Annotated in this window: 17 protein-coding genes; 8 read left to right on the top strand and 9 right to left on the bottom strand. The window is 59.5% G+C overall.

Features of this window, described 5'->3' with window-relative positions; genetic code table 11:
- Positions 1 to 60 precede the first annotated feature (60 nt).
- From MCG44_RS05520 to MCG44_RS05495, 6 genes are all read left to right on the top strand, one after another.
- On the top strand, positions 61 to 1404 hold the full coding sequence (locus tag MCG44_RS05520) for a Na+/H+ antiporter NhaC family protein (RefSeq protein ID WP_240287178.1): 1344 nt from the start codon (positions 61 to 63) through the stop codon (positions 1402 to 1404).
- A gap of 209 nt (positions 1405 to 1613) precedes the next feature.
- The gene (locus MCG44_RS05515) at positions 1614 to 2618 is read left to right on the top strand and encodes a deoxyguanosinetriphosphate triphosphohydrolase (protein ID WP_240287175.1); all 1005 of its coding nucleotides are present in this window, start codon (positions 1614 to 1616) and stop codon (positions 2616 to 2618) included.
- Positions 2619 to 2714: 96 nt separating this feature from the next.
- The gene (gene dnaG / locus MCG44_RS05510; protein WP_240287173.1) at positions 2715 to 4475 is read left to right on the top strand and encodes a DNA primase; all 1761 of its coding nucleotides are present in this window, start codon (positions 2715 to 2717) and stop codon (positions 4473 to 4475) included.
- Between the two features lie 110 nt (positions 4476 to 4585).
- Positions 4586 to 5797, top strand: a complete 1212-nt coding sequence (gene rpoD / locus MCG44_RS05505) for an RNA polymerase sigma factor RpoD (RefSeq protein WP_240288879.1) — start codon at positions 4586 to 4588, stop codon at positions 5795 to 5797.
- Positions 5798 to 5979: 182 nt separating this feature from the next.
- Complete coding sequence (locus tag MCG44_RS05500; protein ID WP_240287171.1) at positions 5980 to 6267, top strand: hypothetical protein; 288 nt, start codon at positions 5980 to 5982, stop codon at positions 6265 to 6267.
- Positions 6268 to 6607: 340 nt separating this feature from the next.
- Positions 6608 to 9685, top strand: a complete 3078-nt coding sequence (locus tag MCG44_RS05495) for a tetratricopeptide repeat protein (RefSeq protein WP_240287169.1) — start codon at positions 6608 to 6610, stop codon at positions 9683 to 9685.
- A gap of 65 nt (positions 9686 to 9750) precedes the next feature.
- Here the strand turns inward: MCG44_RS05495 and rnc are convergent, their stop codons facing one another.
- The 4 genes from rnc to MCG44_RS05475 form a co-directional block, all read right to left on the bottom strand.
- Positions 9751 to 10425 carry a ribonuclease III gene (gene rnc / locus MCG44_RS05490; RefSeq protein WP_147570614.1) on the bottom strand — a complete coding sequence of 225 codons (675 nt, stop codon included), beginning with the start codon at positions 10423 to 10425 and terminating at the stop codon, positions 9751 to 9753.
- Between the two features lie 82 nt (positions 10426 to 10507).
- Positions 10508 to 10741, bottom strand: a complete 234-nt coding sequence (gene acpP / locus MCG44_RS05485) for an acyl carrier protein (RefSeq protein WP_147570615.1) — start codon at positions 10739 to 10741, stop codon at positions 10508 to 10510.
- Between the two features lie 111 nt (positions 10742 to 10852).
- A complete protein-coding gene (gene plsX, locus MCG44_RS05480; protein ID WP_240287167.1) occupies positions 10853 to 11893 on the bottom strand; it encodes a phosphate acyltransferase PlsX in 1041 nt (346 codons plus the stop codon).
- Positions 11890 to 12114: a helix-turn-helix domain-containing protein gene (locus MCG44_RS05475; RefSeq protein ID WP_240287165.1), complete on the bottom strand. Its 225-nt coding sequence runs from the start codon at positions 12112 to 12114 to the stop codon at positions 11890 to 11892. Before MCG44_RS05475 ends, plsX begins: the two co-directional genes overlap by 4 nt.
- Positions 12115 to 12217: 103 nt before the next feature.
- On the opposite strand from MCG44_RS05475, the gene MCG44_RS05470 reads away from it, so the two are divergent.
- Positions 12218 to 12421 (top strand): hypothetical protein, encoded by a 204-nt coding sequence (locus MCG44_RS05470; protein WP_240287163.1) that lies wholly within the window; start codon positions 12218 to 12220, stop codon positions 12419 to 12421.
- Here the strand turns inward: MCG44_RS05470 and trmFO are convergent.
- From trmFO to dprA, 3 genes are all read right to left on the bottom strand, one after another.
- Entirely contained in the window at positions 12410 to 13717 is a 1308-nt protein-coding gene (trmFO, locus tag MCG44_RS05465; protein ID WP_240287161.1) for a methylenetetrahydrofolate--tRNA-(uracil(54)-C(5))-methyltransferase (FADH(2)-oxidizing) TrmFO, read from the bottom strand. The genes MCG44_RS05470 and trmFO overlap by 12 nt on opposite strands.
- A gap of 92 nt (positions 13718 to 13809) precedes the next feature.
- Positions 13810 to 16131 carry a type I DNA topoisomerase gene (topA, locus tag MCG44_RS05460; protein ID WP_240287159.1) on the bottom strand — a complete coding sequence of 774 codons (2322 nt, stop codon included), beginning with the start codon at positions 16129 to 16131 and terminating at the stop codon, positions 13810 to 13812.
- Positions 16132 to 16213: 82 nt separating this feature from the next.
- A complete protein-coding gene (dprA, locus tag MCG44_RS05455) occupies positions 16214 to 17431 on the bottom strand; it encodes a DNA-processing protein DprA (protein WP_240287157.1) in 1218 nt (405 codons plus the stop codon).
- Between the two features lie 84 nt (positions 17432 to 17515).
- Here dprA and MCG44_RS05450 point away from each other — a divergent pair, with 84 nt between their 5' ends.
- On the top strand, positions 17516 to 18742 hold the full coding sequence (locus MCG44_RS05450) for an MFS transporter (protein WP_186852682.1): 1227 nt from the start codon (positions 17516 to 17518) through the stop codon (positions 18740 to 18742).
- Positions 18743 to 18747: 5 nt separating this feature from the next.
- Here MCG44_RS05450 and MCG44_RS05445 read toward each other — a convergent pair whose 3' ends face one another.
- Together MCG44_RS05445 and MCG44_RS05440 are read right to left on the bottom strand one after the other, a co-directional pair.
- Entirely contained in the window at positions 18748 to 19506 is a 759-nt protein-coding gene (locus MCG44_RS05445) for a TrmH family RNA methyltransferase (protein ID WP_186852831.1), read from the bottom strand.
- Complete coding sequence (locus MCG44_RS05440; protein ID WP_147570624.1) at positions 19506 to 20156, bottom strand: potassium channel family protein; 651 nt, start codon at positions 20154 to 20156, stop codon at positions 19506 to 19508. The genes MCG44_RS05445 and MCG44_RS05440 overlap by 1 nt, the downstream gene beginning before the upstream one ends.
- Positions 20157 to 20161 lie beyond the last annotated feature (5 nt).

Raw genomic sequence — 20161 nt, 5'->3', positions numbered from 1 at the left:
CGTTGACACAGAGCGAAATATCTTTTACAATAAGGCTTGTGTATAAAAGGAGGTCATTTTGTGGAACTGAGGGAGAAAAAGTTGAACAGCAACCCCAGCGCGTTGCTGCCCATCCTGATATTTCTGGTACTTTATCTGGGTATGGGACTGATTTTTGAATACGGCATCGGCATCAACATGGCATTCTATGATATCCCCATCGTAGTCACCTTCATGGTTGCCCTGTTGGTGGCGTGCTTACAGAACAAAAAGCTCTCTTTTGACGAGAAGCTGGTTCTGATGGGCCGGGGCGTAGGCGACAAAAATATTATCACTATGATCCTCATCTTCCTGGTCGCCGGTGTGTTTGTGGGCGTGACCGGGCGGAACAGCGCCGAGGCCGTGGCCTATTTTCTGCTGTCCATCGCCCCTGCCTGGGCCTCTGTGGCGGTTCTGTTCGTCGCCGCCTGCTTTGTGTCCACTGCTATGGGCACCTCTACCGGCACCATCACCCTGATCACCCCCATTGCCGTGGCCGTATCCCAGGTGTCCGGGTTCTCCCTGCCCCTGTGTGTAGGCACAGTCATGGGAGGCGCCATGTTCGGGGATAACCTGTCCTTCATCTCCGACACCACCATCGCCGCCTGTTCCACCCAAGGCTGTGAGATGCGTGACAAGTTCCGTGCCAATGTGAAGATTGCCCTTCCCGCCGCCATCGCCACCCTGGCGGTCATTCTGGCGGTATCCTTCAACTCCGGCGTGGGACAGATCGAGATTCCGGAAATCAATCTGCTGCTCCTCATCCCCTATGTGCTGGTTCTGGTTGGCGGCCTTCTGGGCGTCAACGTATTTGTGGTACTTATTATAGGCATCATATCCGGCCTGACCATCACCGTAGGCACCGGTCTGGCCGCTGGCACCATCGCTACCGGCGCGGATGTGCTGGAGCTGCTGAAAGCCATGCGGGATGGCGCTTCTGGTATGTTCGAAACGATCCTGGTCACCGTTTTAGTGTCCGCTATGTGTGCCCTCATCCGGGAGAATGGCGGCTTTGAGGCCCTGCTGGCCTTTATCCGCCGGGTATTCAAGGGCCGTGTGGGCGGCCGGCTGGGCGTAGGCCTGCTGGTAGGTGCCATGGATATCTCTACCGCCAACAACACTGTAGCGATTGTTATGGCTGGCCCCATTGCCAAGGAGATCAGTGAGGAATATGGCATCAGCCCCAAGGAGTCGGCCTCTCTTTTGGACACCTTCTCCTGCATCTTCCAGGGCATCATTCCCTATGGCGCCCAGATGCTGATTGCGGTGTCCGCCTCCGGCATCTCCGCTTTTGAAATCATTCCCAACCTGTTCTACCCCTATCTGCTGGCTGTAGCTTCAATCGTCTACATCCTGGTGGGGGCCGGCAAGAATGCAAAGGGTTGATCTTCTCCCACTGCATCATACTGAAAAAAAAGCTGCCGTAGCTCTGGCTGCGGCTGCTTTTTTGCCTATTGAAAAAATATTTGAAATTTTTTTGACCTTTTAGAAGGAATTTAAGGAGAAATTTCGTATTTATATATAAGGGGTTTCATGTCCCCGTACACCCATCAGCTCCATCGACCAGAAAGAGAGAGAAAAAGGAGGGCCGTGGGATGACCTTGCGTGAACAGACACAGCGCCGGGAGGACAGCCTCCTCTCCCCTTTTGCCTGCCGCTCCGCCCAGTCCCGTGGACGGGCACGGCAGGAGAAGGAGTGCGATATCCGCACTCCCTTCCAACGAGACATCGACCGGATCGTCTATTCCAAGGCATTCCGCCGTCTGAAGCATAAGACCCAGGTCTTTCTTCAGCCGGAGGGAGACCACTACCGGACCCGGATGACCCACACCCTGGAGGTATCCCGTATCGCCCGGACCATTGCCCGTGCCCTGGATCTCAACGAAGATCTGACCGAGGCCATTGCCCTAGGGCATGATCTGGGCCACACCCCCTTTGGCCATGCTGGGGAGCGAATGCTGGCCCAGCTGATGCCGGAGGGCTTTGCCCACTACCAGCAGTCCGTGCGTGTGGTGGACCGGCTGGAAAAAAATGGCCAGGGACTAAACCTGACCTGGGAGGTCCGCAACGGCATCCTCTGCCACACCAAGGGCACCCCGGCTGCTACGCTGGAGGGCCAGGTGGTCCGTCTGGCCGACCACATCGCCTATATCAATCACGACATCGAGGACGCCCTCCGCGGTGGTGTCATCTTTCCCATGGACATCCCCCTGGAGGTATCCAACGTTCTGGGCTTCACCCACGGCGACCGGATCAACACCCTAGTTCAGGACGCTATCACCGCCAGCCAGGGACAGGATCATATTGTCCAGTCCCATCCGGTGGAGGAGGCCATGCTGGCTCTGAAAGATTTTATGTTCGCCAGCGTATACACCAATCCCCTGGCCAAGGGGGAGGAAGGAAAGGCCCAGAATATGCTTCAGGCCCTGTTCCAGTATTACCAGGGAAATCCAGATGAACTGCCCTCCGACTTCCAGACCATCCGCCTGGAGGATGGGGTAGACCGGGCCGTATGCGACTATATCGCCGGAATGACCGATCCTTTCGCGGTAGAGAAGTATAAGGAGCTCTTCATTCCAAAAGGCTGGACTGTTCTCTAGGACTTGCTCTCTGTCTGGGCCTCCAGAGGGATAATTCTGATAAAAAGGGGTTAAAAATAGAGGGATTCCCCTATTTTTCGAGAGAGGAGGAGCGCATTGGCCATTCCAGAACCATTCTTGGACGAGCTTCTGGACCGCACCGATATTGTAGATCTGGTGTCCGAGTCCGTCCGGCTGACACAAAAGGGCCGGAACTACTGGGGCCTGTGCCCCTTCCACAGTGAAAAGACTCCCTCCTTCTCCGTATCCGCTGACAAGCGCATCTTCAAGTGCTTTGGATGCGGCAAGGGAGGCGGCGCCATCAATTTTGTGATGGAGCTGGACAACCTCTCCTTTCGAGAGGCGGTGGAGGTGTTGGCCAAGCGGGTCGGAATGGAGGTGCCAGACAGCGGCCCCTCCGCCGGGATGCGGGAGCGGCGGGAAAAACTGCTGGAACTCAACAAGCAGGCCGCCCGGACCTTCCACAAGTGGCTGTACGCTCCCGAGGGGGCGGAGGGACTGGCCTATCTGCAAAAGCGTGGGCTGTCCCGCTCCACCCTGACCAACTTCGGGCTGGGCTTCGCTCCCAACAGCTGGGACGCCCTGATCCAGGCCCTGGCCGATCAGGGCTATGACAAGCGGGATTTGCTGGACGCCGGTCTGGCCGTCAACAACAAGGACGGCCGCATCTATGACCGATTCCGCAATCGGGTCATGTTCCCCATCATTGACGTCCGTGGAAACGTCATTGGCTTTGGCGGCCGGGTAATGGACGATTCCACCCCTAAATACCTCAACTCCCCGGACACACCGGTATACAACAAAAGCCGGAACGTCTTTGCCCTGAATATTGCCAAGACCTCCAAGGCCGGGCGGGTCATTCTCACCGAAGGGTATATGGACACTATCTCCCTTCACCAGGCAGGCTTTGACTGTGCTGTGGCCTCTCTGGGCACCTCTCTCACCAGTGAGCACGCCCAACTGCTGGCCCGGTATTTTCAGGAGGCCATCATCTCCTATGACGGCGATGGGGCCGGAGTGGCGGCCGCCCAGCGGGCTATCCCCCTGCTGGAAAAGGCCGGCCTGAAAGTAAAGGTACTGCGGATGCAGGGCGCCAAGGACCCGGACGAGTTTATCAAGCGTTTTGGCAGGGAGGCCTTCGCCAAGCTGCTGGAGCGCAGCGAGAACCAGGTGGACTACCGCCTGGCTCAGATCCAAAAAAAATATGATTTGACCGACGATGGGCAGAAGGTGGCTTTTCTTCAGGAGGCGGCCCAGCTTATCGCTTCTCTGTCCAGCGCCGTAGAGCGGGAGATCTACGGCGGCCACGCCGCCCAGACCGCCGGAATCACCCCGGAAGCCATGGCTCAGGAAATCAAGCGTGCCTTCTCAGCTCGGCTCCGCAAGGAGAAAAAGCGCCAGGAGCGTATAGACCTGTCTCCGGCCAGCCAGCTCCAGCCCCAGGCCAGATCGCTCCGATATGACAATATCCGCTCCGCCCGCGCGGAGGAGGGCCTTGTCCGCCTGCTGCTGCTGGACCCATCCCTGGCGGGACAGATGGGCGGGATCACGGGGGAGGGATTTTCCTCCCCCCTGCTGGGCAAGGTCTTTGACCTGCTCCTCCGCCGAGCTAATGAGGGGCTGTCCACCCAGCTCTCCGCCCTCTCCGGCCATCTGACTGGGGAGGAGATGGACCATTTGGCCTATGTGGTCAGTCAGCCGGAGTCCTTGGCCCACTCTCAACAGTCCATCCGGGACTACATATCCGTCATCCAGCGGGAGGCCCTCCGGCGCGGCGCCGGACAGGAGGACTCCCTGCTGCTGGCGGCACAGAGAAAGTATCAGGAAAAGAAAGCATATATGGAGGAGAAACCATGAACACCAACAAGAATGTGAGCCCCAAGACCGCTGAAGCGGTGGAGAATCAGGAAGCTGCCGTTTCCCAGCCCGACATCCAGTCCCGCATGGAGGCGGGCAAGGTCGAGGTCATGAAGGTCGTGGGCGGCATACCCGGCGCGGAAAAGCTGGGCGAGCTGATCGAGCGGGGCAAGAAAAAAGGCAATCTTTCCTCCTCCGAGCTGATGGATGTGCTGGAGGATATGGACTTGGGCGCCGAGCAGATGGACAAGATCTACGACACGCTGGAAAACCTGGGTATTGACACTGTGGGCGAGGACTACATCCCCGACCTGCCCGATGACGTCGAGCCAACCATTGAGGCCATCGAGGATCTGCCCGAGGAGGAGATCGTAGACCCCAACTCCATGGCCGACTCCCTTGGCACCGACGATCCAGTGCGGATGTATCTGAAGGAGATTGGCAAGGTGAATCTGCTCACCTCCGACGAGGAGATCGAGCTGGCCCAGATCATGGAGGCGGGAAACGCGGCCTCTGAACAGCTGGCGGAGCTAGAGAATGCTGGTGAGGAGATCCCCGACGAGGTCCGGGTGGAGTTGACTCAGGCCATCAAGAAGGGGGAGCGGGCCAAGCAGCGGCTGGCTGAGGCCAACCTGCGTCTTGTGGTCTCTATCGCCAAGCGGTATGTGGGCCGTGGGATGCAATTCCTGGACCTGATTCAGGAGGGTAATCTGGGTCTTATCAAAGCTGTGGAGAAGTTTGACTTCACTAAGGGCTTCAAGTTCTCCACTTACGCCACCTGGTGGATCCGCCAGGCCATCACTCGTGCCATCGCCGACCAGGCCCGGACCATCCGCATCCCGGTTCATATGGTGGAAACTATCAACAAGGTCATCCGGGTGTCCCGCCAGCTCCTCCAGGAACTGGGCCACGACCCCACCCCTGAGGAGATCGCGGCTGAGATGAATATGCCTGTGGAGCGGGTGCGTGAGATCTTGAAAATCGCTCAGGAACCTGTCAGCCTGGAAACCCCCATCGGCGAGGAGGAGGACAGTCATCTGGGCGACTTCATCCCCGATGAGGACGCCTCCGAGCCCGCCGAGGCCGCCTCCTTCACCCTACTGAAGGAACAGCTGGTAGAGGTGCTGTCCACCCTCACCCCCCGGGAGGAAAAAGTGCTCAAACTGCGCTTCGGCATTGAAGATGGACGGACCCGCACGTTGGAGGAAGTCGGCAAGGAATTCAACGTCACCCGGGAGCGCATCCGCCAGATCGAGGCCAAGGCCCTCCGAAAGCTGCGCCATCCCAGCAGGAGCAAGAAGCTGAAGGACTTTTTAAACTGACCGGTTTTCAGCGGTCCTTAAAACACCATCGGCGGGGCGCGTGAGTGGAGGCGCCCCGCCATTTCCTTTTTACTTTTGGACTGATTATTTTCAACTCTGTTAATTTCGCTGTGTACTGAATGAAACAGAAAAATATGATAAAGTGAACAAAAAGTTAAACTGGAATTTGACGGGAGTTTATGATGTCAAAATTAAGTGACTTAATCAATGCAGAAGATGGGTTTCTTGTAAGGTTAAGATGTGAAAACACCTTTGATGAAGAGAAATATTTAGATATTAAAAATGAAATTTTAATTGAAACACCAAAATGGAAAACACAAGGGTTTGTTTTGAATTGTGATGTTGAAGCGTTAATTAGTCTGATTGACCAATTAGCAGGAGGGAGTCGCTTCTTTAACGAAGAAACAGAGATCAGGGTTGAGGACGCTTGTATGGAAATAGAAGAAATCATAAGCTGTTTAGAAAGCTAACTTCTAATTTATTGGGCTGTCCGCATGAAGGCGCACCTCCCTCCGCTATTTTGGCGAAGGGAGGTTGTTTTATCCTAAATCGGTCTAAAGGGTAAAACGGCGTCCCGATATCTGTGTTTGACAAAACCTCCATTTCATTGTAAGATTGGAAAAAGCGCTTTCGCCGCTCCGCTCCAAAGCTGGGATGAAGTACACCGTCCCGCAGCCCCTCCCAGGTCCTCCTGGTGCTGGCAGCCGCGTTGAGCCAAGGCTCATTTCGATGATTGTGGTTCCATGAGGGCGCCCAAAGGCGTCCTCATGGCTTTTTTTCACTAAAATCTTTCATAGAGGGGGAATGGAAATGATAGAAGAAAAAAATGAGGACCGGCAGTCCTTTGACCAGGATGCTGTCATGGTATACATAGATCCCCAGCTGATGCAGGGGCTAGCGGACGTAGCCGCCCAAAAGGCGGCCAACTTTCAGGAGCTGCTGTCCGCCGCCCAGGAGGGCGATTTGGAATCCGCCTATCAGGTGGCCCTCAGCTACGCCAATGGCCGTGGCACCTCCAAGGATTCGGAGCTTGCCTTTCAGTGGTTCCAACGTGCCGCAGACGGTGACCACATCGCCGCCCAATACCAGTTGGGGGTGTGCTTCTTGCGGGGCATCGGAACGGAAGCGGATATCCCCAGGGGACTGGAGCTGATTACTTCTACCGCAGATCAGGACTACCTCCCTTCCGTCTGTGAACTTGGTCTGTGCTACGAGATGGGTACCGGGGTGGAGGAGAGCAAGGAGCGCGCCGCCGAGCTCTACCGTCAGGCCGCCCAGCAGGGGGACGCCAGGGCACAGTGCAACCTGGGCTTCTTCTACTACCGGGGCATCGGCGTGGAGGAAAGCGACAGCGAGGCGGTCTACTGGTTCTCCCAGGCCGCTGAACAGGAGTATCCAAGGGCCCAGTTCCTGCTGGGCGAATGCTATGACCTGGGCTTTGGTGTGGAGGCGGACATGGCCCATGCTGTGGAGCTGTATACCAAAGCCCACAATGGAGGGTATCCCCCCGCCACCTGCTCTCTTGGCCTGTGCTATGAGCTGGGCAAAGGCGTAGAGGAGGACAAGGAGCGCGCCGCGCGCCTCTATCTTCAGTCCGCCGAGGAGGAGGACCCCAGGGCACAATGCAATCTGGGCTTCTTCTACTACTGGGGCATCGGGGTAGAGAAGGACCTGGCACAGGCAGTCCTCTGGTTCTCCCGCTCCGCGGAGCAACAGTATCCCCGTGCCCAGTACCTGTTGGGACACTGTTACGAATTTGGCTATGGCGTTGAGAAGTCCTTGGAAAAGGCGGTGGCCCTCTATCAGGCCGCCCACCATCGTTCTTACAGTGACGGCACCTGTGCCCTTGGCCTATGTTACGAGCTGGGCACCGGCGTGGAACAGGACAAGGCCAAGGCGGTGGAGCTGTACCGCCAGGCCGCCCAGCAGGGCAACGCCCGCGCCCAGTGCAACCTGGGCTTCTGCTACTACCAGGGCATCGGCGTAGAGACGGACGACAAAACAGCGGTGGAGTGGTTCCAAAAGGCCGCCGACCAGGAGTATCCGCGGGCAATGATGCTGCTGGGTGAGTGCTATGAGAATGGCTATGGAATAGATAGGGATGCCGCGAAAGCGGTGGCGCTGTATACCAAGGCCCATGAGGCCGGACACCCTCCCGCCACCTGTTCCCTGGGACTGTGCTACGAGATAGGGACAGGCGTAGAGGTGGACAAGACCAAGGCCGTCCAGCTCTATCGCCAGGCCGCCGAGGAGGAGGACGCCCGCGCCCAGTGCAACCTGGGCTTCTGCTACTATCGGGGCATCGGGGTAGAGGCGGACGACAAGCAGGCGGCGGAGTGGTTCCAAAAGGCCGCCGACCAGAACTACCGCCGGGCCATCTACCTGCTTGGTGAGTGCTATGAGTACGGCTATGGTCTGGAGAAGGACGTGAAGCGGGCCATAGAGCTATACACCAAGGCCCACGAGGCCGGCTATCCCCCCGCCGCCTGCTCCCTGGGCCTGTGCTATGAGATAGGGACAGGCGTGGAGATAGACAAGGTCAAGGCGGTAGAGCTCTACCGTCAGGCCGCCCAGCAGGGGGACGCCAGGGCACAGTGCAACCTGGGCTTCTGCTATTACCAGGGCATCGGCGTGGAGGCGGACGATAAGCAGGCCGCTGTATGGTTCCAGAAGGCCGCCGACCAGGACTACCTCCGAGCCATCTACCTGCTGGGAGAGTGCTATGAGTACGGCTATGGCCTGGACAGGGACGAGCAACAGGCCGTAGCGCTGTACACCAGGGCACAGCAGGCGGGCTATCCCTCCGCCGCCTGTTCCCTGGGCCTGTGCTACGAGCTGGGCACCGGCGTGGAGATAGATAAGGCCAAGGCTGTTCAGCTCTACCGCCAGGCCGCTGAACAGGGGGACGCCAGAGCACAGTGCAACCTGGGCTTCTGCTATTATCAAGGCATTGGCATAGAGATGGACGACAGCCAGGCTGTTGTATGGTTCCAGAAGGCTGCCGAGCAAAATTACCTTCGGGCGGTCATGCTGTTAGGAGAGTGCCGGGAAAACGGCTATGGTATCGAACGGGACATGGCCCAGGCTGTGGAGCTGTATACCAAGGCTCATGAGGGAGGCTATCCTCCAGCCACCTGCTCTCTGGGCCTGTGCTATGAGATGGGCCGGGGCGTGGAGCAGGACAAGGCCAAAGCCGCCCAGCTCTACCGCCAGGCCGCTGACCGCGGAGATGCCAGGGCACAGTGTAATCTGGGCTTCTTCTACTACCATGGCATCTCCGTGTCGGTCGATGACAGCCAGGCCGCCCAGTGGTTCCAAAAGGCCGCGGACCAGGACTACCCAAGAGCCCAAATGCTGCTAGGCGAGTGCTATGAAAATGGCTACGGGGTAGAGCGGGATATTACCAAGGCGGTGGAGCTGTATACCAGCGCCCATGAGCGGGGAAACGCAGCCGCCACCTGTTCTCTTGGCCTGTGTTACGAATTAGGCCGAGGCGTAGAGGAGGACAAGGGAAGGGCCGCCCAGCTCTACTGCCAGGCCGCCGACCACGGCAACGCGCGGGCCCAGTGCAACCTGGGCTTCTTCTACTACCACGGCATCTCTGTCAAGCAGGATTATGCCAAGGCCGCGGAGCTGTTTCAACAGGCCGCAGACCAGGACAACGCTAGGGCCCAGTATCTGTTGGGCCAGTGCTACGAGCACGGTCAGGGCGTGGCCAAGGACTTGTCCCGGGCCATGGAGCTGTATCACCAGGCTGCGGACGGTGGAAGTAAGGACGCCAAGGAGCGGCTGGAAAAAGGCCACTCTGCCAAGGGGACCTCTGGACAGGAGGCTCCTAAACAGGAGAAGGGCCTATTGAAAAAGGCCCTCAAGCTGTTCAAAAAATGAGCTTCCATTTTTTCATCGGAATTGGAAACAATAGAAAAACGAGGCAGCTCTCGCTGCCTCGTTTCTCATTCTTTTTTTAAGGCCTGGATGGCGGCGTGGGCCGCCATCTGCTCTGCCTCTTTCTTGCTCCGGCCGGTGCCGGCGCCCAGAGGGGCGCCGTTCAGATCCACCTCCACGAAGAACCGCTTGTCATGGTCAGGGCCCTCCTGGCCGGTCAGCCGATACTGTAGGACCTGTCCACTCTCCCGCTGGACCAGCTCCTGGAGGGCGGTCTTGTAGTCCCTGGGCTTGGTCAGCCCGGCCACCTCCCGGCTTAGGATATACTTTTGGATGATCTTACGGGCCGATCCGATGCCTCCGTCCAAATAGACGGCGGCCAGCACCGCCTCCACAGCGTCGGCCTGGATAGACGGCCGGCGGCGGCCTCCGCCGCTCTCCTCCCCCCGACCCAGGCGGAGATACTCCCCCAGGCCCAACTCCTGTGCTACCTCTACCAGGCTCTCCTCGCATACCAGGGCGGCCCGTGTCCGGGTCAGCTCCCCTTCCGGCAGGTCCGGGTGGTTGCGGTACAGGTGGTCAGCCACCACCATCCCCAGGATGGAATCCCCCAAAAACTCCAGCCGCTCGTTGCTCTGGAGCTTTCCCCGGCTCTCATTGGCGCAGGAGCTGTGGGTCAGGGCGTTGTCCAGCAGTCCCCGGTCCTGAAAGGTATAGCCCAGCTTTTCCTCCAAACTTTTCATTCCAAACTCCTTCAAGGGGTCAGTCTTTCTGGCCCGTTACAAGGCAAAACTCCGCCTTCGGCGGAGTTTCGCGTTTTCTCGATCAGTCGACCTTGTTCTGCAGGAACCGAACCAGATCTCCAACCGTGGTGATGGAGGCAGCTTCCTCCTCCCCCAGCTCGTCGATGCCGAATTCTTCCTCCATGGCCATGGACAGATCCACGATATCTACCGAATCAGCGTTCAAATCGTCGGCAAAAGAGGTCTCCATCGTGATAGTGTCCGCATCCACATTGAATTGCTCCGCAATGAGCGCGCACAGTTTTTCAAAGATCATATCTCGGTGCTCCTTTTGTTCGTGCCCCAGGCACTTTTTCTGTCCTTACTATATGCAGAAACTTCCTTACTGTCAATAGGGTTTTCCCATTTTGTGCGTCTTTGTGTAAAATCATTCTTCTCCGTGGACCGCCGGCACCTCCAGACGCATCACATCCACGTTGGCGGAAATGTTGTCTACGATGCCGGAGGATACGCACTGCCGGGCCTGGCGGACGGCGTTTTTAATGGCGTAGGCGTCGGAGGAGCCGTGGGCCTTGATAACGGGCCGGGAGATGCCCAGCAGGGCGGTGCCCCCTACCTCGTCGGAGCTCATAATCTTCTTAAACTCCTTCAGCCCTCCGGAGACCAACAGGGCAGCCAGCTTGGTGGCCAGGTTCTTCTTAAACATCCGCTTCATCTCCCTGGCCAGGAACAGGCCGGTGCCCTCCATGGTCTTGAGGAAGATGTTGCCCGAATAGCCGTCGGACACGATGACATCCACCGCGCCCTCCACTGCCTCCCGAGCCTCCACATTGCCTACGAAGTTGATGCGGCCGGCCTTGGACGCCTCCTCCAGCATGGGATAGACCGTGGTTTGAAGGGAGGTGCCCTTTGAGGGCTCCGCCCCGATGTTCAGCAGACCCACTTTGGGCTCTGGACGGCCTAGCACATGCTCGGCGTAATAGGAGCCCATGTAGGCGAACTGGAGCAGGTACTCCGGGGGACACTCGGCGTTGGCCCCACAGTCGATAAGGACAGCTCCCCCGTTTCCGGTGGGTACCACGGGAGCTAGGGCCGCCCGGCGGATACCCTTGATGCGCTTGACCACCAAAGTGGCTCCGGCCAGCAGGGCGCCGGTGGAGCCGGCGGACACGAAGGCGTCTCCTTCTCCGTTTTTCAGCAGGTTCAGCCCCTGGGTCAGAGAGGAGTCCTTCTTCTCCCGGAAGGCGGTGGCCGGGTTGTCGCACATCTCCACCACCTCGCTGGCGTGGGCGATCTCCACCCCGGCGGGCAGGTCCTTGATCCCGCTCTCCTCCATCACCTTCAGAATCTCCTCCCCGCGGCCCACCAGGATAATATCCACGCCGTATTCCTGGTTGGCCTGGATGGCGCCCAGCACAGGGGCCTTGGGGGCGTTGTCGCCGCCCATGGCGTCTACGATGATCTTCATACAGTACCTTCTTTCTTTTCCGGGTCCAGTGGTCTGGCCTCGTCGGTAAGGCCCGGCAGATAGTCCGCGGACACATTGTAATGCCTGCAAATGGCGGCCAGTTTGTCAAAGGAGGTCGCCTTACGGCCATTTTCTATATCGCTGATGGAAGCCTGTGTCGCTCCGATTGCCTCTGCCAGATCCTTTTGCTGTTCTCCACGGCCTTTTCTCAGCTTCTTCACTCTTATGCAAAAAATGTCCTTATGAAGCATGGGCTCCCCACTTGGCAAAATATATCTTTTAGCATTATTATATTTCTATCAGCATTTTAATGGCGGCATCATTATGAATCAATACTTGGAGAATCTCTATAATTGGGAAACTGACCAGGCCCATCTGAATTTTGGCCGCGATGGGGAGTATCAGTCCTCCCTCGCCCAAGCGGAAACACTTTGGCCGTCCGCCGGGTATGACGCAGCCTTCGATGGGCGGCGAGACGAGCCCCTTCGGTGCGCTGATCGCTTGCAGGACAAGCGGTCACGGCTCTAAATCCAATTTCCCCAGTGCCTCCAGAGCCCGTTTGGAAATTTCAGCGTTTTTGTTCCGTTTCCCCTTTACCCGGTAGCCCAACTGGGGGATCAGTCCGAAGTTGATATTCATTGGTTGAAAGTTTACCACACTTTGGTCGCTGATGTAAAGAGCCAGAGCGCCTATGGCCGTCTCACGGGGGAAGTTGACAGGCTCCTTGCCCTCCAGCCGGCGGGCCAGCTCGATGGCTGCCAGGGCTCCGGAGGCGGTGGATTCTACATAGCCTTCCACCCCGGTGATCTGTCCGGCAAACATCAGCCGCTCCTGACCCCGGACCCGGTAGTAGCGGTCCAACAGCCGGGGCGAGTCCAAAAAGGTGTTCCGATGCATCACGCCATAGCGGACATACTCGGCGTCTTTCAAGGCAGGGATCATGGAGAACACCCGCTTCTGCTCTCCCCACTTCAAATGGGTCTGGAAGCCCACGATGTTATAAATGGTCCCCTGGGCATTGTCCTTGCGCAGCTGGACCACGGCAAAGGGCTCCTTCCCCGTTTTAGGGTCTTTCAGCCCCACAGGCTTCAGCGGACCGTAGCACAGGGTATCCCTCCCCCGCCGGGCCATAACTTCCACGGGCATACAGCCCTCGAACACGCCCGCATCCTCAAACCCGTGGACCTCCGCCTCCTGGGCGTGGATCAGCTCCCGCCAGAAGACGTCGTACTCCTCTTCCGTCAGGGGGCAGTTGATATAGTCCGGGGTTCCCCGGTCATACCGGGAGGCAAACCAGGCGCTGTCCATATCCACGCTCTCGAAGGTGACCAGGGGGGCGGCGGCATCAAAGAAATTCAGGTATCTGCTACCGGGAAACAGCCGGGAAATGGCCTCCGATAAGGCCTCTGATGTCAATGGGCCGGAGGCGAGGATGACGTTCCCCGCCTCCGGGATCTCTGTGACCTCCCCTTCCACCACTGTGATGTTGGGATGGCTCTTGATCCTCTCGGTGATGGCCTGGGCAAAGGCGTGACGGTCCACCGCCAGGGCGCCCCCCGCCTCCACCCGATGCTCGTCGGCGCAGGACATGATGAGCGAGGAGCACCGGCGCAGCTCCTCCTTCAGCAGACCCACCGCGTTTTCCATCTGGTCGGAGCGCAGAGAGTTGGAACACACCAGCTCCCCAAAATACTCCGTATGGTGGGCGGGGGTCATTTTTTGGGGCTTCATTTCCCGCAGCTCCACGGGGATGCCCCGCCGGGCCAGCTGCCAGGCCGCCTCGCTCCCCGCCAGCCCGGCGCCGATCACAATAACAGATTCCATGGGTACCTCCTGGGTGCTTGTCTATCCTTTCGATAGCGATGTACTGCCCCCCTCCGTCATGGCTATGCCGGCTGAGGGGGGCATCTCTACGCCTATCCTTCGGCTTTTTCAGCCCCAGATTTCTTGGCCGTAGACTTCTTCGCTGTCGTTGTTTTCTTCGCGGCTGTCTTTTTGGCAGTGGCCGTTTTTGTGGCGGCGGTCTTCTTGGCCGCTGTCTTTTTGGCCGCCGGCTTCTTCTCCTCCCCGGTGTCGGCGGAGTCGGCCGGCTTGGGCTTCCAGCCTCCCCGCTTCTCCTCCGGGGTAAAGTTGGAGCACGCCTCGTTGATGCAATAGGGCTTTTTGGCGCCCTTGCCTGGCTTTTTGAACATGGTCCAGCCACAGACTGGGCAGTTGTCCTTCACCGGCACATCCCAGGTCATGAAGTCACACTTGCGGGCCTCGTCCTTGCTGTTCACCCACTCACAGCAGTAGTAGGTGTACTGCTTGCCTGTCTTTTTGCTCTTTCCCGTCCGCTTGAGCAGGCGGCCGCCGCATTTGGGGCACTTGCCGGGCATCTCCACCACCAGAGGCATGGTAAAGTCACACTCCGGCCAGCCGGGACAGGCCAGGAATCGACCGAAGCGGCCGGATTTGACCACCAGGTTCCGGCCGCACTGGGGACAAATCTCCTCCGACACCTCGTCAGGCACCTTGATCCGTTCCCCGTCCAGCTCCTGCTCGGCCTTATGGAGCTCGGCGGAGAAATCGCCGTAAAAGTCATTCAGAAGGGCCTTCCAGTTCACATCGCCCTCCTCCACCTTGTCCAGCCGCTCCTCCATCTGGGCGGTGAAGGCATAGTCCACAATGTCGTTGAACTTGTCTTTCATCAGCCCGGTGACCACCTCCCCCAGAGGGGTGGGACGAAGGGCCTTGCCCTCCTTGACCACATACTCCCGATTCAGGATGGTGGTGATGGTGGGAGCGTAGGTGGAGGGCCGGCCGATGCCCTTCTCCTCCAAGGCCCGGATCAGGGACGCCTCAGAGTAGCGGGCGGGGGGCTGGGTAAAGTGCTGGTCCTCCTTCAGCCCCCGGCAGTCCAGGGGCTCCCCCTCCTTCAGGTCAGGCAGGGGGGAGGTCTTCTCCTCCTCGTCCTCGTCCTTCCCCTCCTCATAGACGGCGGTGAAGCCGGAGAACTTCAGGCTGGAGTGGCTGGCCCGGAAAATATATCCGCTGTTCTCCACGTCGATAGACAGGCTGTCATAGACGGCGTTTGCCATCTGGCAGGAGAGGAACCGGCTCCAAATCAGCTTGTACAGCTTGTACTGCTCGCTCGTCAGGTCCTTCTTGATCTCGTCCGGGACCAGGGTGACATCAGAGGGGCGGATGGCCTCGTGGGCGTCCTGGGCGTTGCCCTTGGCCTTGAATCGCCGGGTCTGGGCGGGGTAATATTCCCCGCCGTACCGATGCAGAATAAAGTCCTTGGCGGCAGCCAGAGCTTCCTCTGACAGGCGGAGGGAGTCGGTACGCATATAGGTGATGAGGCCCACGGCCCCCTGTCCGGACAGCTCCACGCCCTCATACAGCTGCTGGGCGATGGACATAGTACGGGCCGGGGACATATTCAGCTTGCGGGACGCCTCCTGCTGGAGGGTGGAGGTGGTGAAGGGCGGGGCGGGCTGGCGGGACTTCTCCTGGCGCTTTACCTTGGCCACGGAGAAACTGCCCTGCCGGACAGTGGCCAGCACCTGTTCGGCCTCCTCCCGGCTGTGGAGCTCCATTTTCTTGTCCCGGCCGTGGAATTGGGCCTTAAAGCTGCCCAAATTGGGGGCGACACGGGCCAAATCGGCCTCGATGGACCAGTACTCCTGGGGGACGAAGGCCCGGATCTCCTCCTCCCGCTCCACCACCAGCCGGGTGGCCACGGACTGGACCCGCCCGGCGGACAGGCCCCGGCGGATCTTCTTCCACAGCAGTGGGGACAGCTCATAGCCCACGATCCGGTCCAGGATGCGGCGGGCCTGCTGGGCGTCCACCAGGTCCTGGTCAATGGCCCGTGGGGCGGCGATAGACTGGTTGACCACATTCCGGGTGATCTCGTTGAAGGTAACCCGGTAGGTCTTGTCATCCGGGATGCCCAGCAGCTCCTTCAGATGCCAGGAGATAGCCTCCCCCTCCCGGTCCGGGTCGGTGGCCAGGTAGACACGGCCGCTCTTCTTGGCGGCTTTTTTCAGGTCACTGATAACATCCTCTTTGCCCTTGATGGGCTGGTAGTCGGGAACAAAGCCCTTCTCGATATCCACGCCCAGCTTGCTCTTGGGCAGGTCCCGGACGTGGCCCATAGACGCCTTTACCTCATAGCCCGGCCCCAGGTATTTGCCGATGGTCTTGGCCTTGGACGGGGACTCGACGATCACTAGATCCGTTTTATTTGGCACGATTGGAATACCTCCAAATTAGATGATGGAAAAATCAAGGGAACATTCCGCTCCCGAAGGTCACATGGAATCAGGGTGGGGGCTACTCCTCCAGCCGCACCAGGGAGATATACCGCCTGCCTGGCCGCTCCTCCAGCGCCCCCTGTATCTGGAGCATGGTCAGGGCGGACAGCACCCGCTTGGCCGGGATCTGGGTCAGCTCCACCAGTTGGTCCGGCGACAGGGTCCTGTCCTCCAGGGCGTTGAGGAGGGACAGCTCATCGTCGGTGAACCGCTCCCGCTGCCCGCTCCGGGGGATAAACTCCCGGCTGGGTACTTCCTCCAGGGCGGGCTCAGTGCGGCGCTTTTCCTCCCTATCCTGGGCCAGACTGTCCAGCCGGGCCTGCGCGGCCTCTGGCGTCAGCGGGGCGGAGGCCGCCAGCCTCCTGGGGAAGCGGGCCCAATACTCGGATAGAATGTCGCCGCCACAGGTGACCAGCTTGGCCCCCTGCTGGATCAGGTAGTTGGTCCCCTCGCTGAGTGGGGCATCTAGGGGGCCGGGGACAGCAAAGATGTCCCTGTCCTGCTCCATGGCGTGGTTCATCGTGAGCATGGTGCCGCTCTTTTTCCTGCACTCCACCGCCAGCACACCCAGGGAGAGGCCGCTGATGATCCGGTTGCGCTGTGAGAAGTGGCTTCCCTTGTGGGGTGTGCCAGGAGGATGCTCAGAGATCAGGGACCCGGCAGCCGCCACATCCTCATACAGATAGCGGTGTTCCCGCGGAAAGGGCACATCCACTCCGCCGGCCAGCACGGAAACCACCGGTCCCCCGCCCTTCAGGGCACCCTTAACAGCATGGCAGTCTATGCCTTCAGCTATACCGGATACCACCAGAGCGCCGCCCGCCGCCAGTTCCATCCCGAACCGCTCGGCATACAGCGTCCCATAGGCGGTAGCCTCCCGGGCGCCCACCACACCGATGGCCGCCTCCTCATCAAAGTGGAAGGACCGCCCACGAATGTAGAGGATCACGGGCGGGTCAGCGATCTGCCGCAGGCGGCCGGGGTAGTCGGCGTCCTGCAACGTCATAATACGTACGCCCAGCCGCTCACAGTCCGCCAAAATTTCCTCCGCCCGGTCCGTGCCTTTGTCCAACAGGCTCCTTTTAGCAGCAGCGGGGAGAGGAAGAAAGTCATATTCCTCCGGGTCTGCGTAATAGGCCCGCTCTGGAGTGATGAAGTGCTCCAACACCCCCAGCACTCCCGCTGGGCCCAGATCATGGCGGGTGGTAAGCCAGATCCAGTATCTCAAGGCCGACATTCTCTCATCTCCTTCACTCCGGAACTTTCCCTTTACAAATCTCCTCTCCGGCGCTATTGTATAGGCAGGGGAGGGAGTTTTTTCATGAAACGTCCACATTACGCCTGGATGGTCTGTCTGGGCAGCGCCCTGGTCCTGTTTTCCACCATCGGACTGGGTGTCAATGTCTTCACCATCTACCAGCCCGAGATCATCCTGGCCAATGGTTTTTCCAATGCGCAGGGCTCCTGGATCACCACCACGCGCAGTCTGTTCATCCTGGCCGCTCTGCTGACAGTCAATCAGCTGTGTCAGCGGCTCGGACTGCGTCTGGTCATGACCCTGGGGGTGGTGCTGCTATCCCTGTCCTACTTCTGTTTTGGTCTGGCCACCAGCTTTTTTACTTACTGTCTGGCCGCCGCCCTGACCGGGCTTGGCTACTGCTATGGGGGCATGGTCCCCCTCTCTCTGGTCATCGGCGCCTGGTTCCGAGACCGGCGTGGGCTGGCCCTGGGGCTGGCTTCCGCGGGCAGCGGGGTATCCACCATCTTTGCCCCTGTCATCATCACCTGGATCATCCAGCATCAGGGCCTGCGGGCCGCCTTTCTGTGGGAGGGGGCCTTTATCCTTATCACCGCTCTACTGGCCTGGAAGCTGATCCGAAACACCCCGGCAGAACTGGGGTTGGAGCCCTATCATCTGGGGGGAGAGGACGATCCTCCGCCCCCGCCCAGACAGGCCCCCCGAGGGATGCGCCGGTCTTATCTGCTCCTGATCCTTTTCGCCGCCTTTTTAGTAGGCGGCCCTGGGGGCCCCGGTTTTTCCCATCTGACCGTGCTCTACACCAGCGAGGGCTACGATCAGGCCCTCATCGCCGCTCTAATGTCCTATGCCGGACTGGCCATCTGTATCGGCAAGATTCTCTGTGGCCAGGTCTATGACCGGATGGGCAGCCGGTGGGGTAACTACTATTCCTTCGGCTCACTTCTGGGAGCCTTTGTTCTTTGCTGTCTGGCCCCTCTGGGCGGCCTCGCCCTCCCCTTTCTGTCCATCACACTATTGGGAATGGGGCTACCTGTTTCCGCTGTGTCCCCCTCGGTGTGGGCCGCTGATCTGTCCTCGGACAGCACTTATGGCAAGTACGTGCGTTCCATCACCATGTCCTATACAGCGGGGGTCCTTCTTTTTGGCCCCCTGCCCGGCATCCTTGCAGACCGGTTTGGCAGCTATGTGCCGGCCTATGCGCTCTTTGCTGTGACCCTGGCGGCCGCGGCCCTGATCATCCAAGTCATTTACCACTGTCTGGGGATCGGCGGCCGGCCGCCGCGTTGAGAAGATCACCGCCCCATCTCCCACAGGACGATAGAGGCCGCCACCGCCGCGTTGAGGGACTCGCACCGCTGGCGCATGGGTATCTTCAGTGTCTTTTCACATCGCTCCAGCAAAGGACGGGACACTCCCCGCCCCTCACTTCCAATCACCACGGCGGACCGGCTCAGGTCCGCCGTTTTGATGTCCACCGTATCCTTTCCCAAGGCGGTGGCGTACAGGGGCAGCTCCGCCTTTTTCAGCAGCCCGGCCAGCCCATCCGGGGTCACCTCAAAGACCGGCAGACGGAAGCAAGCCCCCATGGAGGCCCGAACGACTTTGGGCCCATAGGGGTCCGCGCATCCGTTGACCAGCAGCAGGCCGTCCGCTCCCAGGGCGTCCGCGGTCCTCCAGATGGTGCCTACGTTACCAGGGTCCTGAACGCCGTCCAGAACCAGATACCGCCTCCCCTTCAGCTGCTCTGGCGGGTCCGCCGGAGGCAGGGCGGCCAAAAACAGCGCGCCCTGGGGCGCCGCCATTGGAGAGATGCTCTCCATCACATCTCCAGGCACCTGCACCGCCCGGACCTCCTTGGGCAGATCAGGGGGCTCTACCCCGTCGGCGAACACTGCCGCAGTCAGGGGCGCGCTCCACCGCAGTGCCTCCTCCAGCAGTTTGATCCCGTCTCCCAGATATTCTCCCTCCGCCTGCCGTTCCCGCCGCCCGCCAGAGGCTAGGCGGCGAATCTTCATCAGCAGGGGGTTCTTCCGGCTCGTAATCCGCTCCATCATCTTCTCTCCAACCGGTCGATATCCGCATTGCTCCCCAGGATCACCATACAGTCATCCTGCGCCTGGAACACATAGTCCCGGCCCGGTGAGATGGTCATGCGCTCTCCCCGGCGCACCGCGATTACGGTAACCCTCCACTTGGCCCGGATATCCAGCTCCAGAATGGACTTTCCCACCCAGTCCTCCGGTACCAGCCGCTCCACAATGGAGAACTCGTCAGACAGCTCGATAAAGTTTAAAATATCACCGTTGGCCAGGCTCCGCGCCAGCCGGATGGCCATCTCTTGTTCCGGGAAGATCACCAAATCGGCCCCGATTTTCTCCAGCACCTTGCGGTGGACCATGCTGTTCGCCTTGCCCACCACGCGGGCGACCCCCAGCTCCTTCAGGTTCAGCACAATGAGGGCGCTGACCCCTACATCCGCGCTGGCGGCTGCCACGGCGCAGTCAAAATTCCGAGCCCCCAGGCTTCGCAGCACCTCCGGGTCCCTGGCATCCCCCACGACACAGTGGGTCACCTGGTCTGCCACCGCCTGAACTCGTTCCGGCTGAATATCCACCGCCAGCACCTCGTGGCCCTGAGCGCATAGCTCCACTGCCAGTGAGGCACCGAAGCGGCCTAATCCAATAATCAGAAAACTTTTCATGCGGC

Source organism: Lawsonibacter sp. OA9 (genome assembly GCF_022440585.1).
Note: the sequence above shows the minus strand (reverse complement) of the source record. Positions and strands in the feature narration are given on the sequence as shown.